Origin of the sequence: Bifidobacterium sp. W8114 (genome assembly GCF_016101165.1) — a bacterium.
In the GTDB taxonomy this organism is placed as follows: domain Bacteria; phylum Actinomycetota; class Actinomycetes; order Actinomycetales; family Bifidobacteriaceae; genus Bombiscardovia; species Bombiscardovia asteroides.
On the sequence record NZ_JACFRA010000003.1, the window covers coordinates 301,740 to 319,863 of the forward strand.

At 63.2% G+C, this 18,124-nt stretch carries 14 protein-coding genes; all 14 read left to right on the forward strand.

The window, feature by feature from the left end; all coding sequences use genetic code 11:
- Positions 1-14 precede the first annotated feature (14 nt).
- The 14 genes from H3T89_RS05895 to galK all read left to right on the forward strand — a co-directional run bounded on the left by H3T89_RS05895 (position 15) and on the right by galK (position 18,092).
- On the forward strand, positions 15-1,613 hold the full coding sequence (locus H3T89_RS05895) for a L,D-transpeptidase family protein (RefSeq protein WP_198216490.1): 1,599 nt from the start codon (positions 15-17) through the stop codon (positions 1,611-1,613).
- 39 nt (positions 1,614-1,652) lie between these two features.
- The gene (gcvH, locus tag H3T89_RS05900; RefSeq protein ID WP_045935082.1) at positions 1,653-2,066 is read left to right on the forward strand and encodes a glycine cleavage system protein GcvH; all 414 of its coding nucleotides are present in this window, start codon (positions 1,653-1,655) and stop codon (positions 2,064-2,066) included.
- Between the two features lie 10 nt (positions 2,067-2,076).
- A complete protein-coding gene (locus H3T89_RS05905; RefSeq protein ID WP_015021423.1) occupies positions 2,077-3,267 on the forward strand; it encodes an App1 family protein in 1,191 nt (396 codons plus the stop codon).
- Between the two features lie 7 nt (positions 3,268-3,274).
- Entirely contained in the window at positions 3,275-5,698 is a 2,424-nt protein-coding gene (locus H3T89_RS05910) for a S9 family peptidase (RefSeq protein ID WP_198216491.1), read from the forward strand.
- A gap of 66 nt (positions 5,699-5,764) precedes the next feature.
- Positions 5,765-6,808 (forward strand): 3-isopropylmalate dehydrogenase, encoded by a 1,044-nt coding sequence (locus H3T89_RS05915; RefSeq protein ID WP_110416870.1) that lies wholly within the window; start codon positions 5,765-5,767, stop codon positions 6,806-6,808.
- A 30-nt stretch (positions 6,809-6,838) separates the two neighbouring features.
- On the forward strand, positions 6,839-7,762 hold the full coding sequence (locus H3T89_RS05920) for a TM2 domain-containing protein (RefSeq protein WP_232348488.1): 924 nt from the start codon (positions 6,839-6,841) through the stop codon (positions 7,760-7,762).
- Positions 7,744-8,991: a lipoate--protein ligase family protein gene (locus H3T89_RS05925; protein WP_198216492.1), complete on the forward strand. Its 1,248-nt coding sequence runs from the start codon at positions 7,744-7,746 to the stop codon at positions 8,989-8,991. Before H3T89_RS05920 ends, H3T89_RS05925 begins: the two co-directional genes overlap by 19 nt.
- 124 nt (positions 8,992-9,115) lie before the next feature.
- Complete coding sequence (locus H3T89_RS05930; RefSeq protein ID WP_015021428.1) at positions 9,116-9,835, forward strand: Crp/Fnr family transcriptional regulator; 720 nt, start codon at positions 9,116-9,118, stop codon at positions 9,833-9,835.
- A gap of 41 nt (positions 9,836-9,876) precedes the next feature.
- Positions 9,877-12,102, forward strand: a complete 2,226-nt coding sequence (locus H3T89_RS05935) for a transglycosylase domain-containing protein (protein ID WP_110416872.1) — start codon at positions 9,877-9,879, stop codon at positions 12,100-12,102.
- Between the two features lie 149 nt (positions 12,103-12,251).
- A complete protein-coding gene (locus H3T89_RS05940; RefSeq protein ID WP_198203691.1) occupies positions 12,252-13,613 on the forward strand; it encodes an NADH:flavin oxidoreductase/NADH oxidase in 1,362 nt (453 codons plus the stop codon).
- A gap of 47 nt (positions 13,614-13,660) precedes the next feature.
- Positions 13,661-14,365: a polyprenol monophosphomannose synthase gene (locus tag H3T89_RS05945; protein WP_232347138.1), complete on the forward strand. Its 705-nt coding sequence runs from the start codon at positions 13,661-13,663 to the stop codon at positions 14,363-14,365.
- Positions 14,366-14,585: 220 nt separating this feature from the next.
- Positions 14,586-15,467 (forward strand): DeoR/GlpR family DNA-binding transcription regulator, encoded by an 882-nt coding sequence (locus H3T89_RS05950; protein WP_332461012.1) that lies wholly within the window; start codon positions 14,586-14,588, stop codon positions 15,465-15,467.
- Between the two features lie 82 nt (positions 15,468-15,549).
- Positions 15,550-16,833: a galactose-1-phosphate uridylyltransferase gene (gene galT / locus H3T89_RS05955; RefSeq protein ID WP_198203694.1), complete on the forward strand. Its 1,284-nt coding sequence runs from the start codon at positions 15,550-15,552 to the stop codon at positions 16,831-16,833.
- Positions 16,830-18,092, forward strand: a complete 1,263-nt coding sequence (gene galK / locus H3T89_RS05960; RefSeq protein ID WP_198216493.1) for a galactokinase — start codon at positions 16,830-16,832, stop codon at positions 18,090-18,092. Before galT ends, galK begins: the two co-directional genes overlap by 4 nt.
- The last annotated feature ends 32 nt before the right edge of the window (positions 18,093-18,124 follow it).

An 18,124-nucleotide genomic window follows, 5' to 3' on the forward strand; every position in this document is an offset into this window, starting at 1 on the left:
GGTGTGTTGTGGCTATGGAGGAGCAAGAAGAGCCTCGTATCTCTGATGTCGACCAGGCTGAAACAGTGACCTTGCCGCCGACGATGGGCAACGGGCCCGATCCTGTGGACCTGTTCGCTGACGGAGAAGCAGAGCGGGCTTTCGGCGCAGGTGCCAGCCACAAGGCTCCTTCGAGCGGTCATCGGGGACGTACCATCCTGGCTCTGCTCCTTTTGGTTGTGCTGATTCTGGTGGGTTGCTGGTTCGGCGCCCGTGCCTTCTTCCGCGATCGGGTGGCCCCCGGTGTAACCCTGGGAGGACAGGTCATGATGGGTCGGACCAAGGATCAGGTCAGTCAGATCGTCGATCGGCAGGTACGTGACTCCCAGGTGGAGATCAAGGGTGAAGGCACATCCGCCCGGGCGGGGCTGAAGGACTTGGGTGTAAGCGTGGATTCGGATGCCACGGTCACCAGGATCATGGATGCCAAGGGCTCCGCAGGCATCTCCCGGCTGAACCCTTTCCACGGCGAGGCTGTGCCGCTGGTGGCCGAGCGGGATCAGCAGGCCATGGACAAGTATCTGACTGAACGTTTCGTCCCCAGTCAGGACCGATCCGTTCCCTCGACCATCGTCTTCGACCAAGGCGCACATGCTTTCCGGGCCCAGGAGGGTCGCGGCGGCAAGGCGCCTGAGCTGGATCGCGTGCAGGATGCCGTCTCCTCCTTGATAGACAAGCCTGGCAGGCGTCTGGCCGTAGGGGTGGTCTACAAGGACGTGACCATGCCCATCAGCCTGGACACCGCCGATAAAGTGGCCTCTCAAGCCAACCAGCGACTGGGCAAGGACTTGGTCATCAAGGGTGCCGACGATGACCTTATGACGGTCCCGGCCGCCACCGTGGCTACCTGGGTCAAGCCAGTCACCGATCTGCAAAAGGGGACCATGGAGCTAGGCTTCGATCGGCAAGCCATCAAGCAGTATCTGGATCAGGAGCTGGCCCGACAGCTGAACCGGGATATGGTCACCGCCGTCAACGTCAAGAACACCAAGGGCGATGTGGTGGCCGAGACCACCAAGGGAGTGGACGGTGTCCGGGTCACGGATGTGTCCGCAACGACAGATCTGGTCGTCAAAGCTCTGCAAGAGGGCGACACGAGCCCGGTCCAGGTGAAAGCCGAGATTACGCCCCACAAGGAGCAGACACGGGTGGCCCGCTACGACGTGCCCGACGGCGACACCTGGATTCGGGTCAACCTCAGTGACCAGACTGCCACCGCCTACCACGGCACCACCCCGGTCAAGACCTTCCCCATATGCTCAGGCAAGCCCCGTGACGACAGATGGTCCGACACCGGCACCTTCTTCATCTATCTTCGCCACACGGTCCAGACCATGCGCGGGGATGGCTACGTCTTGCCCAATATCACATGGGTCTCCTACTACAACGGCGATGAGGGCTTCCACACGGCCAATTGGAACTCTGTCGGCATCGCCAAGGGAGACCCCAGCAACTACGGATCCCACGGCTGCATCAACATGTATGAGCAGGACGCCAAGTGGATCTTTGACAACGCCCCGGTCGGGACCATGGTCAAGGTTGAGGGGCAGGTTCCGTCGGGTCCGGCCCGCTAGGAGCGCCTGCCGCGGCAGACGGCCGAGTAGGCTGGAACCATGAGCGATGAACACAGTGATGGAACTTCCCGTCTGGATGTGCCCGAACACCTGCGGTATTCCCAGGATCATGTCTGGATTGACCCCAGTCAGTCCCCGGCGCCCATGGGCGTGACCGAGTATGCGGCGGACCAGCTGGGAGACCTGGTTTTTCTGGACCTGCCCGAGACCGGCACCCACGTCGATGCCGGGGATGAGGTCATCGAGCTGGAGTCCTCCAAGGCTGTCGAGCCGGTGGTCTGCCCGGTGGCGGGTACCATCGCCTACGTCAATAGGGCGGCCTCGGACGACCCGGAGGTCATCAACTCCGATCCCTACGGGGAAGGCTGGATAGCCAAGATCGACCTGGAGGACGATGAGCCCGATTTGATGAGCGCCGAGGAGTACGGTCAGCTGCTGAAGAGCCTGAACTGACGGTCCGGTTATGACCAAGCGATCCGGACGCAATGAAGGATCTCTGCGGGTCCGGTCGGTCAGCACGACTTTCGATTCAGCCGCGCCCGGGGAGGGCATCGAGAGCAGACCGGCTCCGGTGCGTCTGCTACGGCGTCTGATTACCGGTGCCTTCGACTTGTGGGTGGGCCTGTCCATCAATATGACCGGGCGCCTGGGCTGGTCGGCCGACGTTCAACCCTATGTGGGCTACGGTACCGAGTCATACTCCCGTTTGATTTGCCGTACCATTCTGACTGACGGCCGCAGACGTGAGGATCCGGCAATACGTGGCATCCGCGGCCTGCTGACTGTACCTGCGCCTAGAACCAGGGTCAGGCTGGCCATCGACAGCACGGCCATCGGGAGGGTTCAGGTAGGCGATTCCTCGGTCTACGATGCCGTCGATCCAAGCCGCAGCCTGAGTGCGGATGCGGTCTTTTCCGACCGATCAGGCTACCTGGATCTGGTGGCCGAGCATCGGCTGACCCCAGGCGTGCACCGGGTCTCCTACCAGGTTCGGGGCCGCCGGCCAGTGGACGCGCCTTTATACATCGTGCCCGGTCAGACTCCTGTCGGCGTCATATCCGACGTGGACGACACCATCATGATCAGCCAGGTGCCCAATCATTGGAAGGCTGCCTGGAACCTGCTCCTGTCAGACCCGCACCGCCGGTCTTCGGTGCCGGGCATGGCCGTGCTTTACAACCGCATCCGCGATCTGGACCCCCGGATGCCTTTCTTCTACCTGTCGGCCTCTCCTTGGAATGTCGAGGGATCCATACGCGGCTTCATCCATGACCACGGATTTCCGGCCGGCCCCCTGCTGCTACGGGATCTGGATCCCCGGCCCAAGACCTTCGTGCCTTCCATCGTGCAGCACAAGATGGAGTTCATCCACCAGCTCATGGCCGACTTTCCCAAGATGCGCTTCGTGCTCATGGGCGACGACGGGCAGAGCGACCCCTCCACCTTCGCCCAGGTGGTACGGCAATATCCGGGCCGGGTTCTGGCAATCGGCATCCGTCAGCTGAGCCCCCAGGAGACCGGGCTGGGAACCTTGGTCAAACGCACTGCCACCCAGCCGATGCCAGTGACGGAGGTGCCGGTCTTTTACGGGACCACAGGTGCCAATTTGATGCGAACCCTGCTGCCTTATCTGCGTCGTTGTGCCCGAATATAATCGCCCCATGAGTTTTTCGGCCGTCAATCCCGTTCCTCCACGTGCACAACGCCGTCCCTCTGATCGATGCTTCCATGGGGATCACTTCGAGGATCCATACGAGTGGATGCGCAACCGGGAGGATCCGGCCACCGAGGCCTATGTGTGTGATCAGAACCGATACTGCCAGGAACGGCTTGCCGGTCAGGAGGGTTTGCGGGCCACCCTGCTCAAGGAGTTCACCGACCGGGTACAGCAGACCGACATGTCGGTGCCCACCCGGATGCACGGCTACTGGTACTTTTCCCGGACGCTCAAGGGCCAGGAGTATGGGGTGCAGTGCCGCCTGCCGGTGCGCGACCAGGATGATTGGGATCCCCCCGCCGTCCAGGCTGATGCGGCGCCTGGATCCATGCCGGGTGAGGAGGTCATCTTCGATGCCAACGCCGAGGCCAAGGGGCATGACTTTTTCTCCCTGGGGTGCCTGGACCTGAGCGTCGACGGCCGGTGGATGCTCTATGGACTGGACACCAAGGGCAATGAACGCTACGACCTGCGCATCCGGGATTTGGCCGAGAGCCGAGACCTGCCTGATCGGATCGACCAGGTTTCCTCCGGGGCAGTGCTGACTCCCGACGGCCACTGGGTCTTCTACACCGGCCTGGACAAGGCCTGGCGTCCGGACACGGTCTGGAGGCATAAGGTGGGCACTTCGGCCGATCAGGATGTCATGGTCTACCAGGAGGCCGATGAGCGCTTCTGGGTGGGGCTGGGCCTGAGTTACGACGAATCCGCCATGCTGATTGCCACCGGGTCCAAGACCACCAGCGAGGTGCTCATGCTGGACCTGAAGGATCCGCAGGGGGAGTTTGTACCCTTGATCCCCCGCAAGGAGGGGGTCGAGTACGACATCAGCCTGGCCCGGTTTGAAAATGCAGGTCCGGCGGGACAGGACCTGCCGGTGGCCGTGGTCTACCACAATGTGAACAACCCCAACTTCGAGGTGGACCTGATCGATCTGCGTAGCCACCATCCGCCATTTCAGCTGGGAGAAGGGATACGGTTGGCCCAGGGCAGTCCATATGGCTGCGAGCGCTCCGGAGACCTGTCCTCCCTGCCGCCCGAGAAGTCTTATCGGGACCCGGGCAATCCGGCCATCCTCCAGGGCGCTCGCGGACTGGGCATCGAGGGGCTGGGCATCCACCGCAGCTTCGTGGTCCTGACCTACCGGGCCGACAGTCTGCCCCACATGGCCGTCATCGGCAAGGACCAGGCGTTGGAGGATCTGCGGGCGGGCCGGCCTTGGCGCTTCCGTGAGGTCCTGCCCGACCAGGGCAGGAACGGTATTGATCGTCTCTACAGCATCGGCCCCACGGACAACCCCTCCTACCAGGCTCCCGGGCTGCGCTACATCCGGGGCAGCTATGGAACCCCGGCTGAGTTGCGGGAGCTGGATCCGGTCCGGGGTGTGGATCGGCTGCTTAAGCGGGCTCGGGTTTTAGGCGACTTTAAACCTGAGCATTACGCGGAGCGTCGGATTCTGGTCCGCGTCAGGGATGGGGCCCTGGTACCGGTCTCGCTGGTCTGGCGGCGGGGGATGCATCCTGGGCTGGATGCCTCTGGCAGGACCGGGCCCGATGACACGATCATCCAGGCCCCAGACCATCCCGAACGCCGTCCCTGGCCGGAACAGGATCCGGACAGGCCCGCACCCATGTTCATCACCGGGTACGGAGCCTACGAGATCAGCCAGGACCCCGGCTTCTCCACCGGTCGGCTCAGCCTGTTGGACCGGGGCGTGCTCTACGTGGTCCCCCATGTGCGCGGCGGTGGGGAGATGGGCCGCGCCTGGTACGAGCAGGGCCGTCGGCTGCACAAGGTCAACACTTTCCTGGACTTTATCGACGTGACTGCCGCACTGCAGGCCCAGGGCTGGGCGGATCCCCGTCATACGGTGGCCAACGGCGGGTCGGCCGGCGGGCTGTTGATGGGTGCCGTGGCCAATATGGCTCCCCAGCTCTATGCCGGCATAGAGGCGGATGTGCCCTTCGTGGACGCGCTGACCAGCATCCTGGATCCGGACCTGCCGCTGACCGTGACCGAATGGGACGAGTGGGGAGACCCCCTGCATGACCAGCAGGTCTACCGGTATATGCGCTCTTACTCGCCCTACGAGAACGTTCCTGACGCTGATCGTCGGCGCCGGCTCTTCGGCGGCGACCACTTCCCTGCCATCCTGGTGACCACATCCATGAACGACACCCGCGTGCTCTACGTTGAGCCGCTCAAGTGGGTGGCCAGGCTGCAGGAGCCCCAGGTGGGGGCCGATGCGCTGATCAGAATCGAGGTCCAGGCAGGCCACGGGGGCATCAGCGGACGTTACCGGCAGTGGGAGGAACTGGCCTTCGAGAACGCCTGGTGCCTGTCCATCATGGTCCCCGAAAGCCGCTGATCCGGTCCTGTCCGGGATTCGGTCGGGGCCGGGAATGGGGCTTGGCAGGCTCGTTATGCTCGGGGTATGACAAATAGCAAGCAGAAAACATATCACATTGCGGTCATTGCCGGTGACGGCATCGGCAAGGAGATTGTTCCCCAGGCTCAGGCCGTCCTGGAGAAGGTTACCCGAGGCAAGGCTGACATACGATACGAGGACTTCGACCTGGGCGCTGAGCGCTACCTGCGTGATGGAGCCGTTCTGCCCGACGAGGATCTGGACCGGCTCAAGCAGCAGGATGCCATCCTTCTTGGGGCCATCGGCGATCCACGCATCAAGGCCGGCATCCTGGAGCGGGGACTGCTGCTCAAAATGCGTTTCGAGCTGGACCAGTATGTCAATCTACGGCCTTCCAAGCTCTACAAGGGCGTGGTGTCGCCACTGGCCAATCCGGGCGACATCGACTTCGTGGTCGTGCGGGAGGGCACCGAGGGGCTCTATGCCGGGGCCGGCGGCTCAATTCGTCGGGGCACTCCCCAGGAGGTGGCCACCGAGGTCTCCATCAACACGGCTTACGGGGCGGAACGGGTCATCCGCTATGCCTTCCAGCTGGCCATGAAGCGTCGCCGTCGCCTGACCCTGGTCCATAAGAAGAACGTGCTGACCAATGCGGGAGACATGTGGCAGCGACTGGTCGACCAGGTGGGCCAGGAGTATCCCGACGTGGAGCGCGAGTACCTGCATATCGATGCCTCCACCATATTCCTTGTGACCGAGCCCAGCCGTTTCGATGTGATCGTGACCGACAACCTTTTCGGTGACATCCTCACGGATGAAGCGGGGGCTGTGGTCGGAGGCGTGGGATACTCGGCCTCCGGCTGCATCAACGCCTCGGGCACCTACCCATCCATGTTCGAACCCATCCACGGCTCCGCTCCTGATATAGCCGGCAAGGGAATCGCAAACCCCACGGCGGCCATTCTCTCGGCGGGGATGCTCCTGGATCATCTGGGCTTCGAGGATGAGGCAGCCAGCATCGAACGGGCCGTGGAGGACGACATCGAGCGCTCCGGCTCCACCCAAAGAAGCACCGCGCAGATCGGCAGGGATATTCTGGCCCGTCTGTGATCGGAACGGATGGAGGCTAGACTGGAGGCTATGACTATGGATGATGCCCCTCAGCCGGACGACCGGCAGTCCAGCAATACGCCGACAGGGAATCCTGGTTTCGGCCCATCCCCATCCCCGCAGGTACCGCCCGAGCATCGGGATCCTGCCGGTGGGGATGCTCCTGTCGGAGCAGCTGACGGTCAGCGGCAGGCTCCGGGCTGTCCTGCTGGTCATGATGCCGGCGTCGGGAATCAGAATCCGTATCTCACCGGTCAGTATTCCCAAGGCGGATATCCTACGGGGCAGAGGGCCAATGCCGGATACCCGTTCGTCCCTCAGAACGGCGGCCAATATCCTGGGGCCTATCAGCCAGGGCCTTATCGGCCTAATCAGTACCCGACCGCCGGGTATCCAGCCGGTCAACAATATCCTGCTCAGTATTCCGGCGGACAATATGCAGGCGGTCAGAATCCACAAAGGCCCTATCAGCCGGGACCGGGCTATCCCGGCCAATACCCATCCGGCCAGTATCCGTCTGGCCAATACCCACCGAGCGGGTACCCGGGCAATCAATACCCATCCGGCCAGTATCCCGGCAATCAGTATCCCGGAGGGCAGTATCCGCCGCAGACCTCCATGCCCTGGCCCTACCCGGTCATGCCCCAGGGCGGGTACCCCGGAGCCATGCCAAACGGCAGAGGCCCCTATCCCATATCACCCATCCCGCACAGCAAGCTGGCAGCCGGTCTGCTCAGCATCTTCCTGGGCTGCTTCGGCGTGGGCAACTTCTACCTGGGTAGGACCGGCCGTGGCGTGGCTCAGCTCATGCTCACCCTGATCGGCTTCCCCTTCTTCTTCATCGGGCCGACCATAGCCGTGATCTGGGGGCTGATCGAAGGCATCCTGATTCTGACATCTTCAACCGGTTCCTTCTGGCATCGTGATGCTCGCGGATGGGAGCTGACGGATTGAATCCGGCCCGCCTGCGCGGTGTCGGCAAGCAGATGGGCGGCAAACTGGCGGCCGTAACCCTGACCCTGGGCCAAGGGTCCGACTCCCGTCCGGCCATTGCCTCCTGCAGGGTTGACGGCGATTTCTTCACGGAGCCAGCCCCGACAGCTTCTCAGGAGCCAGAGGGAGATCATGGGGCAGTATCCCGACTGGAATCCGCAATCTGCGACCTTCCGTTGCCCCTGGATCCTGATCTGGCCCTGGAAAGGCTGGACAGGGTCATGGCGGAGGGGGATGGCCAGCGGGTAGTCGGTGTGTCCTCATGGACCCTGGTGACCGCGCTGGAACGTGCCCTGCCGGCTGAGATGGTCATCCAAAGACAAGGGGAGTCCGATCAACCGTCGTCAGCGCCTGACCGGACATTTTCCAGGCAGTCGCAGCCGGACGAGGTCGAATGCCTCCGACGTTGGTCTGGCCTCAAGCTGGACCTGATCAGGGACGGTCCACGTCAGCCGGTCATGCAGATGGCCATGGACCAGGCTCTCAATGACGCTGTGGCCCAGGGCCGGTTGCCGCCTACCCTGCGCATCTGGAATTGGTCTGCACCGGCTGTGATTCTGGGGCGTTTCCAGTCCCTGAGCCGAGAGGTCCACGTCGAGCGGGCACGCAGTCTGGGCTTTACTCTGGTTCGCCGCTGCACCGGCGGTGGCACCATGGTCATTCAGCCGGACCGGGCCATTACCTATTCCCTCTATCTGCCCTTGGACTTCGTCAAAGGAGCCGACCTGATCGACTCCTATCGGATCTGCGACTATTGGCTGGTCCGTGGTTTGCGTATGCAAGGGATTCAGGCCGGTTGGCAGGGCATGAATGACATCGCCTCCCCACGGGGCAAGATGGGGGGCGCCGCCCAGCGCAGACTGCCGTCAGGAGCTCGCGGACCGGGCGGGCTGCTCCACCACACCACGCTTTCCTATTCGGTGGATGCCGAGCTGATGGCCCAGGTGCTCAAGGTGGCCCCGGAGAAGTTCCATGACAAGGCCGTGACCTCGGTCAGAAGCCGGGTGGACCCCATCGACAGGCAGACCAGTCTGTCCCGTCAATCCCTGATCGATGCCCTTCTGGACACTCTGCCCTCCCTGGTGGAGGACCTGCGCATATCCAGTCCAGCGCCCGAGGTCGAGCAGCGGGCCCGAACCCTGGTTCGGCAGCGCTACGGCCGCGGGGGGTGGACCGCCCAGATCGCCTGACCGGGAAAGGGGGTTGGTGTATGTGGGTATAATCGTGCTCAGTCGCGTCGAACCCGGCGTGAGGTCATCAACCATGCGTGAGTCGGTGCAGACCCGCCAGACATGGCGAAAAGGAGTGCGGAGTATGGCGGTTCACAAGCCCAATGAGATTCCCGATGACGGGAACGCCCTCAGGCAGACCGCCCTATTCAAACAAGTGCCCAGGCAGGACGCCGACCAGCTTTTGGACACCATGCACGAGACCACATACGCCAAGGGGTCCACGGTCTTTCGACAGGGGGATACCGACCACCGCATGTATCTGTTGGAGGAGGGACGGGTCAAGCTGGTCCGCCAGTCGCCCGACCGCCGCATCCAGCTGCTCAGCATCCACGGGCGCGGGGAGATCCTGGGCGAGATCCCCGTTTTTGACCCCTCCGGTGGGCCGCGTACAGCCTCGGCCGTGGTCATGGTCAACAAGACCAAGGTGGCGGCTCTGGACCACGATACCCTCTTCGACTGGCTCAACCAGCATCCCAAGGTGGCTGTGGACATGCTTCAGGTGCTGGCCCACCGTCTGCGGACCGACAACGAGCGCATCTCCGACCTGGTCTTCCTGGATGTGCCGGCCCGCCTGGCCAAGACCCTGCTGGATCTGGCCACACGCTTCGGCGAACCCTTCGAGCAGGGGCTGATGGTCCCTTACGATCTGACTCAGGAGGAGCTGGCCCAGCTGGTCGGCGCCTCACGGGAGACCGTCAACAAGGCCCTGATGGACTTCTCAAACCGGGGATGGATCTCTCGCAAGGGCCGCACCATCATCATCTTCCAGCCTGGACCGCTGATTCGACGCTCGCGCATGTGAACGCCGCTACCCGGTAGAGCCGACGGCCTAGGATGGAGACCATGCCCGAACAAAAGAAATCCATGTCGGTCAGGCGCTTCTTCACGCTGCTGCTGGCTTACCTCATCTTCTGCGTCGCAGGTGGCGTGGTCGTCTCTGGTTTCCTGTCTCCCGCTGTCTTCGGCATCAACGCCGCCTCCAGGAATCTGATGCCTGCCCTGAAGACGGACAATATCGATTTCAACGTCAACGATCTGCCCCAGCAGTCCCGCCTCTACGCCTCCGACGGGCATACGGTCATCGCCACCTTCTATGTGCAGAACAGGATCGTGGTGCCCATCAAGGACGTTTCCGACTACATGCAGAAAGCCGTGGTGGCCCGCGAGGACCGTCGTTTCTTCGAGCATGCCGGCGTGGACACCCAGGGTGTGCTCAGGGCCTTCATCCAGACCTACATCAAGCAGGGCGACACCCAGGGCGGCTCCTCCCTGACCCAGCAGTATGTCAAGAACGTGCTCATGAGCCAGGCCGAGGAGAACAACGACCCCATCGCCGCGTATCATGCTCAGGAGGAGACCATAGCCCGCAAGATGCGGGAGATGCTGATTGCGGTGCAGATGGAGAAGAAGTACTCCAAGGCCGAGATTCTTCAAGGATATTTGAATATCGCCCAGTTCGGCACGAACGTCTACGGGGTTGAATCGGCAGCCAGGCGCTACTTCAGCAAGTCGGCCAAGGATCTTGACCCGGGCGAGGCCGCCACCATCGCCGCTGTGACCAAGAATCCCGCCCGCTTCGACCCCACAGTCAATCTCAAGGCCTCCCAGGAGCAGCGGGACATCGTCCTGGATCTGATGAGGCAGGAAAACTACATCAGCCAGCGCCAGTATGACGAGTACAAGGCCAAGCCGCTGGATCAGATGCTGCATGTGCAGTCCGCGGACGCCGGCTGCCAGGCGGCTGGGGACGCGGCTTTCTTTTGTGACTACGTGACCAAGCAAATCCTCAACTCCAAGGAGTTCGGCAAGAGCCAGGGGGAGCGCAACAAGCTCCTCAAGGAGGGTGGTCTGGATATCTACACCACAATGGATGTCAACGCCAACGCCGCAGCCATGAAGGCGGCCCGGGACACCATCCCCGTGGATGATCCGACCGGGTTCGAGGTCACGATGGCGGCCATTCGCCCGGGCACAGGCGAGGTCCTGGGCTTCGGCATCAACCGCATTTACGACGCCACCCAGAACTCCGGCGGCGGCACCCGCACGGCAATCAATTATGCAGTGGATCAGCAGGACGGCGGCGGCTGGGGGTTCCCCGTGGGCTCCTCCTGGAAGCCTATCAATCTGGTGGCCTGGATGAAGGCCGGCAAATCCATCAACCAGCCCTTGCGCACATCCACCAACTACCCACAGGCCACATTCGCCTGCACTGAGACTGACGGCACCTCTTACGGGTTCGGCACTGGCAACTGGCATGTGGAGAATGCAAGCGGCGGCACCGTCTCGCCGGAGACCCCCCTGCAGGGCCTGATCCGCTCGCACAACACCGTCCAGGCCTCCATGGCCCAGCAGATCGGCCTGTGCAGCATAGCGGACACGGCCAAGGAAATGGGCTACCACAATTCACCCAAGGACCAGATGGATATCCACTCGGACAACACCTTCCAGCCGCCTATGGTCATCGGAGCGGTCCAGGCTTCCCCACTGACCATGGCCAATGTCTTCGCCACCATCGCCGCCAAGGGCGTGGCCTGCAGCCCCATCGCCATGACCAAGGTGGTCGACAAGAACAATCGGTCCATCAAGGTGCCCAAGGCCAACTGTCATCAGGCCATCGACCCGGGCATCGCCGAGACCACCGCCTATGCCATGAACCAGGGCGTGGTCCAGCCCGGAGGCGTGGCGTCCGTGGCCCAGCTGGACGGGGGCCGTAAGACCTTCGCCAAGACGGGCACCCATGAGGACAAGTACATGCTGACCGGCGGATTCGTCCCCCAGGTGGCCGCCTTCGTCACCGTGGGCAATGCGGAAGGTCAGGTCTCCTTCAACAACAAGACCATCAACGGACGGTCCTTCCACATCTGGGACGGCGTATCCATCGCCGCCCCGGCCTGGAAGGACTTCATGAACACCTACCTGGCCGCAGCCAATATCCAGCCGGACAACTCCTACGGCAATCCCGATCCCCGCTTCACAGGTGGGGTCCAGCAGTCTCAGCCATCTCAGCAGTCCCGGCAACAGTCCTCGGGCGGACAGCAGCAGACCTATAGTCACAGCCAAAGGGAGTAACAAGGCAACCAGGAGACCGGTCCGGACCGATTCCAGACTGTGGATTCGCCGGAGGACCAGGGCCTGTGCCTACAATGGAGGCCATTAGGGATTCGTCAACGGGCGGACCACGTGGGGTTGCGGCCGCCCGCCGGGAGAGGCAGGAACTGATGGTCCAGGAATATTCAGAGCTGGATGACAAGGCCCCTCGGGCCGACGGCCGGGTCAACGACGATCAGGCAATGCCGGGGCCGGTCAGCGGTTCTGGCAGGTTGGATGTGTCCAAACCGATCTGGTCCGCTGGGACCGATCAGGCCGACGGAAAGAAGAAAGCCGGCAATGCCGCCAAGCCGATCAAATCATCCAAGAGGGGCAAGAAGGGCAAAAGAGCCAAAAAGTCCAGGTTGTCAAAATCGGGAAAAAGGCGGGAGACGGCCCTGCCTGCACTCTTCCAGCCCATGGAACTTCGCGACCAGCATATCCGCAACAGGATCTGGATGCCCCCCATGGACACCTATTCGGCCCTGCGGCACGACGGGATTCCTACCAACTTCCACTATCAGCACTATGTGTCTCGGGCCTTGGGCGGCTTCGGAGTCGTCATCGGGGAGGCCACGGCCGTCAATCCCCAGGGACGTATCTCACCCTGTGATGTGGGACTGTGGAACGACGAGCAGGCCAGGGCCTGGCAGGGCATCGTTCGGGATGTCAAGGCCGCCGGGGCAGTGCCCATCGTCCAGCTCAACCACTCGGGGCGCAAGGGTTCCTCCGGATGCTCCTCCATGGGCTACATCAATGCCACCGTGCCTGTGGCCGAGGGCGGCTGGCAACCTGTGGGCCCCAGCCCCATCGCCTTTGGGAGGATGGCTGTGCCGGTCCAGCTCTCCCGGGCTCAGATAACCTCCATTGTGGCTGACTTCCGTTCCGCTGCCATGCGAGCCGTTCGGGCCGGCTTCCTGGGAGTGGAGCTGCATGCCGCCCATGGCTACCTGCTCTCAGAATTCCTCGATCCCCTGGTCAACCGACGCGACGATGAATACGGTGGCGATCTGTCCGGCAGGATGCACCTGCTGATCCAGGTGACCGATGCCGTGCGCGAGGTCATTCCCTCGGGCATGCCCCTGCTGGTGCGCATGTCCGCCACCGACTGGGCCACCGGCGGGTGGGGTCTGGACGAGACCATCCACACTGCCAAGGTGCTCAAGCTGCACGGGGTGGACCTGATCGACGTCTCCACCGGGGGCCTGCTGCCCGGCGTGAAGATTCCCGCCGCTCCCAACTATCAGGTGCCCTTCTCCTACCAGGTGCGCAGCCAGGCGCTGATTCCCACTACGGCGGTGGGGCTGATCACCAAGCCCAGGCAGGCCGACCGGATTGTGCGCAAGGGTCTGGCCGATGCGGTGGAGATCGGGAGAGCCAGCCTGCGTGACCCCTACTGGCCGCTCAGGGCCGCCTACAAACTGGGGCTGTCCGCTCAGCAGACCCCCTACCCTGAGCCGTACCGGCGCGGGGCCTACGGCATCGCACGCTGAGAGCGGCCATGGACGTTGTTGGTGGGGGAGCAGGGACCATTGTGGTCATGCCTACGTATCAAGAGGCTGACAATATCGGGGTGACCCTTCCACAGCTGTTGGCCTGCTGCCCGGAAGTCGATGTCCTGGTCGTCGACGACAACTCGCCGGACGGCACCGGCGCCAAGGCCGAGGATATGGCCAGGAGCAATCCTCGCGTGCATGTCATCCATCGCCATGCCCGCCGTGGGCTGGGTCCAGCCTACGTGCAGGGGTTCCGTTGGTCGCTGGAGCATGGCTATGACCTGATCTGCGAGATGGACATGGACGGCTCCCATCGGCCCCAGGATCTGGCCAGGATGCTGGCGGTGGCCCAAGGTGAGGCGCATCCGGGTCTGGTCATCGGTTCGCGCCGGGTGCGCGGAGGCCGCACAAAGCATTGGCCCTGGTATCGGAACCTGATCTCGCGTGCGGGATCCTGGTATGCCCGCACCGTATTGGGATCCTCAGTAAGGGACATGACTGCCGGCCTGCGGGTCTATCGAGCGGACGTGCTGAGGCGGATCGATCTGGGAAGGGTCCGATCCAGCGGCTACGTCTTCCAGGTGGATATGCTGCGTCGGGTCCAGGCCATGGGCGTTAGCGTAGTCGAAGTGCCTATAGTCTTCGTGGAGCGAGTTCGTGGTAGCTCGAAGATGGATGCTGGGATCGTTCTGGAGGCCATGGCGCAAGTGACTCTGTGGGGACTTGAACGGTTGATTCGTCGAAACTGACATTGCATCCCCTTTGTGTTCGTTTTTATGAGCGACCCCAAAGGTCCTTATTGGGATTTTACAGAACAAATTACGCCTTGGTGATTGGATTTCCGTAGGAGCTCCGGCAGGCTTCAGGTGTATGGAAGAATGGTCCAAGCATGGCAGGGATGTCGATTTTTCCGCCCCGCTTTGGAACAGCGACCACTGTCCGATGGCCGGCTTGCCAATTTGGGCGAATGTGTGCGATAATGTTCGAATGATATCGTCACAACGCCAACACCTGATATTGAACCGGTTGCGTACTCGTGGCGCAGTCCGCATTACCGCCCTTTCCAAGGAGCTGGGCGTCTCCGCCATGACCATCCGCCGTGACATTGCCGACCTGGCGGACAAGGGCCTGCTCAAGAGAGTCCATGGAGGGGCCGTCACGACGAGCTCGCTACTGGCCGAGCCGCTCTTCTCGGTCAAGTCACAGATGGACATGGGTCTCAAGGACACCATCGCCCGGCGCGCCATCGACTATGTCTCCCCGGGCGACGTCATCGCCATCGGGGGCGGGACCACGGCCTACGTCTTCGCCCAGCACCTTCTGGAGAGCCGTCAGTGCGCCGGCGTGACCCTGCTGACCAATTCCATCCCCGTGGCCGAGCTGGTCCAGGCCATGGAGAGCAAGGACGTGGAGGTCATCGTCACCGGCGGCGTCATCACCCGGTCCAACTCCCTGGTCGGCCCCATTGCGGATAAGGTCATCGCCTCCCTGAGGGTCAATACGGTCTTTCTGGGGACCCACTCGGTCTCCATACCGCGTGGCTTCCTGATGCCCAACTCCCTGGAGGCGGCCACGGATATGGCGCTGATGGACATTGCCGACCGGACCATCATCCTGACCGACCATACCAAGTGGAGCTGCACCTCCCTGTCCCTGTTTGCCTCATTCGACCAGGTGGACACCGTCATCACCGACGACCAGCTGGACCAGGAGTCGGCGGAGGCCACCCGGTCCCTGGTCAAGCGGCTGGTTTTGGTGCCGGTCAACCCCGAGGAAGGCCAGGCTCAAGACGGGGACTCCGACGGACCCGAAGCCAAGGCGGGTGCCGGGGAAGCGGTCCAGGCTCAATGATCAGCCAGTTGTTCAAGGGTGCGCAGGTTGTCATAGCAGGTTGCCATGGATTGTCAATCATCACGGACGATGAAGGAGCAGCATGAAGTCAGAGCAGTATATCCCCCAGCGGTATGTTCCCGGCGACTACGCCAGGGAGCATATCCGTATCACCCCCACCCGGCTGGCCGACGGGCGCCGGTTCTTCTACTTGGATGACGATCCTGAGTATGTCTCCGGCCGCAAGACCAGGCGTCTGGATGACCCTCGTCCGCTGACCGACCGGTTCGCCCCCCATCAGGATCAGGAGGGCAGGACGGTGCCCTTCCAGCCGCCGCAGATGCGCCGTGATCCTCTGACCGGAGACTGGATCCCCATGGCCACGGCTCGGATGAACCGGCCCATCACCGCCGGTCCGCAGGCCACCGCCAAGGGCAACCCCCTGGCCGCCAGAAAGCCCGGAGACCCCTACCAGGATGGGGAGATCCCCGATGTGGACTACAACGTGGCGGTCTTTGAGAACCGTTTCCCCTCCATGATGCAGGTGCCCGATACGCAGGCAGCCGACCAGCCTTCACTGGTGGACGGCAACCCCCTATGGCCGGTGCGCGAGGCCAACGGACGCTGTGAGGTGGTCTGCTTCGACCCTGATGAGCACGCATTGCCTGCCGATCTGCCGGTCTCCCGTCTGCGGACGGTGGTTGAGGCCTGGGCCTTCCGCACTGCTGAGATCTCGACCATGGAGGGCATCGAACAGATCTTCCCCTTCGAGAACCATGGCCAGGAGATCGGCGTCTCCCTGGCCCACCCCCACGGTCAGATCTACTGCTACCCCTTCATCGCCCCCCGGCTGGAGCAGGAGCTGAAGCAGTGCGCCGCCTACCGCGAACGCACCGGCGGCAACCTCCTGGCGGACATCCTCAGGGCCGAGCTGGACTCCGGTCGACGCATTGTCTTCCGCAACGCCACCTGGGTGGCCTATGTGCCCGCCGCCGCCCGCTGGCCCCTGGAGGTCCATATGGCCCCCGTGCGCGACGGGATCCTGAGCCTGGACCAGCTCAACGACCAGGAGCGCTGGGATCTGGCCGTCATGTATTCCACCCTGCTCAAGCGGGGCAACGCCTTCTTCGACAAGGGCGACGGCAAGGGAATGGATCTGCCCTACATCGCCGCCTGGCATCAGGCCCCGCTGCACGATTCGCGGCGGGAGGACTACCGGCTCAACCTGCAGTTCTTCTCCTTCCGTCGTGCCGTGGACAAAATCAAGTATCTTGCAGGGTCCGAGTCAGGCATGGCTGCATGGGTGTCTGACACCACCCCTGAGCGCATCGCTGACCGATTCCGCCAGCTGGGACCCCTGGACCTGGAGAATGGAGAGAATCAATGACGAGGACAGTGGAATTCATACAGCCCTGGACCCAGGGTGCTGACGGCCAAGGGGCCACCAAGGCCCGAGAGCTCTTCCGGAAGGTCTATGGCGGGGACCCCCAGGGCGTCTGGAGTGCCCCCGGCCGGGTCAATCTGATTGGCGAGCATACGGATTACAACGCCGGGCTCTGCCTGCCCATCGCCCTGCCCACTCGCACCTATGTGGCCGCCAGTCCCAGGACGGACAGTCGGGTGCGTCTGGTCTCCACCATGGATCCGGAGAACCCGGTCCAGGCTGACCTGGATGGGCTTCAGGCCCGTGGGGTGAGCGGCTGGGCGGCCTATCCGGTCGGCGTGGCTTGGGCTCTGCGGCGGGATGGCTTCCCCCAGGTTCGAGGGTTCGACCTGGCCCTGGCCTCCTGTGTGCCCGTGGGGTCCGGGTTGAGCTCCTCGGCCGCCATGACCTGTGCAGTGGCCCTGGCCCTGGATGACCTGTTCGGTCTGGGTCTGGGCGGCGACGAGGGTGGCCGGGTCAGGCTGATTCAGGCCGCCATCACGGCTGAGAACGATATGGCCGGCGCATCCACCGGCGGCATGGATCAGAGCGCCGCCATGCGGTGTCGATCCGGCTGCGCCCTGCGGCTGGACTGCCGCCCGGAGCTGGATGCCATGAGCAACGTGCGCCAGGTTCCCTTTGACCTGCGGGCTGCGGGCCTGGAGCTGCTGGTCGTCGACACCAGGGCCCAGCACCAGCTCAACGATGGCCAATACGATCAGCGTCGGGCCACCTGCGAGCAGGCTGTGCATTTGCTGGGGGTGGCCAACCTGCGCCAGGCGGCAGACCAGGTCAATGGCGCCGCTGATCCGCCATCCGCCCTGGCTGCGCTGCTTGAGCAACTGCCCGATGAGACCATGCGTCGGCGGGTCCGCCATGTCATCAGCGAGATAGGACGGGTGGACCGCTTCATCCAGGCTTTCGGCAGGGGCGATTACGTCCTGGCCGGCCGCCTGATCAACGCCTCCCATGACTCCCTGAGGGATGACTACGAGGTCACCTGCCCGGAGCTGGACGAGGCCGTGGACACAGCACGTCAGGGTGGGGCCTACGGAGCTCGTATGACCGGCGGCGGGTTCGGCGGATCCATCATCGCCCTGGCAGATGCCGGCAAGGGCTCCGATCTCGCCCGTGACATCGCCGAACGGTTCGCTTCCAAGGGATTCAAGGCCCCCAGGGCCCTGATCGCCCTGCCCTCCTCGGCGGCCACCCGCGAATCCTGAACCAGTCTGTAGACCCCTACGACCCTGCTTCT

Bases quoted from the DNA above. Each gene is read 5' to 3' on its own strand.
- H3T89_RS05905 (WP_015021423.1), top strand. From the start codon at position 2,077: ATGACCAAGCGATCCGGACGCAATGAAGGATCTCTGCGGGTCCGGTCG.
- H3T89_RS05920 (WP_232348488.1), top strand. From the start codon at position 6,839: ATGACTATGGATGATGCCCCTCAGCCGGACGACCGGCAGTCCAGCAAT.
- H3T89_RS05930 (WP_015021428.1), top strand. From the start codon at position 9,116: ATGGCGGTTCACAAGCCCAATGAGATTCCCGATGACGGGAACGCCCTC.
- H3T89_RS05925 (WP_198216492.1), top strand. From the start codon at position 7,744: ATGGGAGCTGACGGATTGAATCCGGCCCGCCTGCGCGGTGTCGGCAAG.
- galK (WP_198216493.1), top strand. From the start codon at position 16,830: ATGACGAGGACAGTGGAATTCATACAGCCCTGGACCCAGGGTGCTGAC.
- H3T89_RS05910 (WP_198216491.1), top strand. From the start codon at position 3,275: ATGAGTTTTTCGGCCGTCAATCCCGTTCCTCCACGTGCACAACGCCGT.
- H3T89_RS05895 (WP_198216490.1), top strand. From the start codon at position 15: ATGGAGGAGCAAGAAGAGCCTCGTATCTCTGATGTCGACCAGGCTGAA.
- H3T89_RS05945 (WP_232347138.1), top strand. From the start codon at position 13,661: ATGCCTACGTATCAAGAGGCTGACAATATCGGGGTGACCCTTCCACAG.
- H3T89_RS05915 (WP_110416870.1), top strand. From the start codon at position 5,765: ATGACAAATAGCAAGCAGAAAACATATCACATTGCGGTCATTGCCGGT.
- H3T89_RS05940 (WP_198203691.1), top strand. From the start codon at position 12,252: ATGGTCCAGGAATATTCAGAGCTGGATGACAAGGCCCCTCGGGCCGAC.
- galT (WP_198203694.1), top strand. From the start codon at position 15,550: ATGAAGTCAGAGCAGTATATCCCCCAGCGGTATGTTCCCGGCGACTAC.
- H3T89_RS05935 (WP_110416872.1), top strand. From the start codon at position 9,877: ATGCCCGAACAAAAGAAATCCATGTCGGTCAGGCGCTTCTTCACGCTG.
- gcvH (WP_045935082.1), top strand. From the start codon at position 1,653: ATGAGCGATGAACACAGTGATGGAACTTCCCGTCTGGATGTGCCCGAA.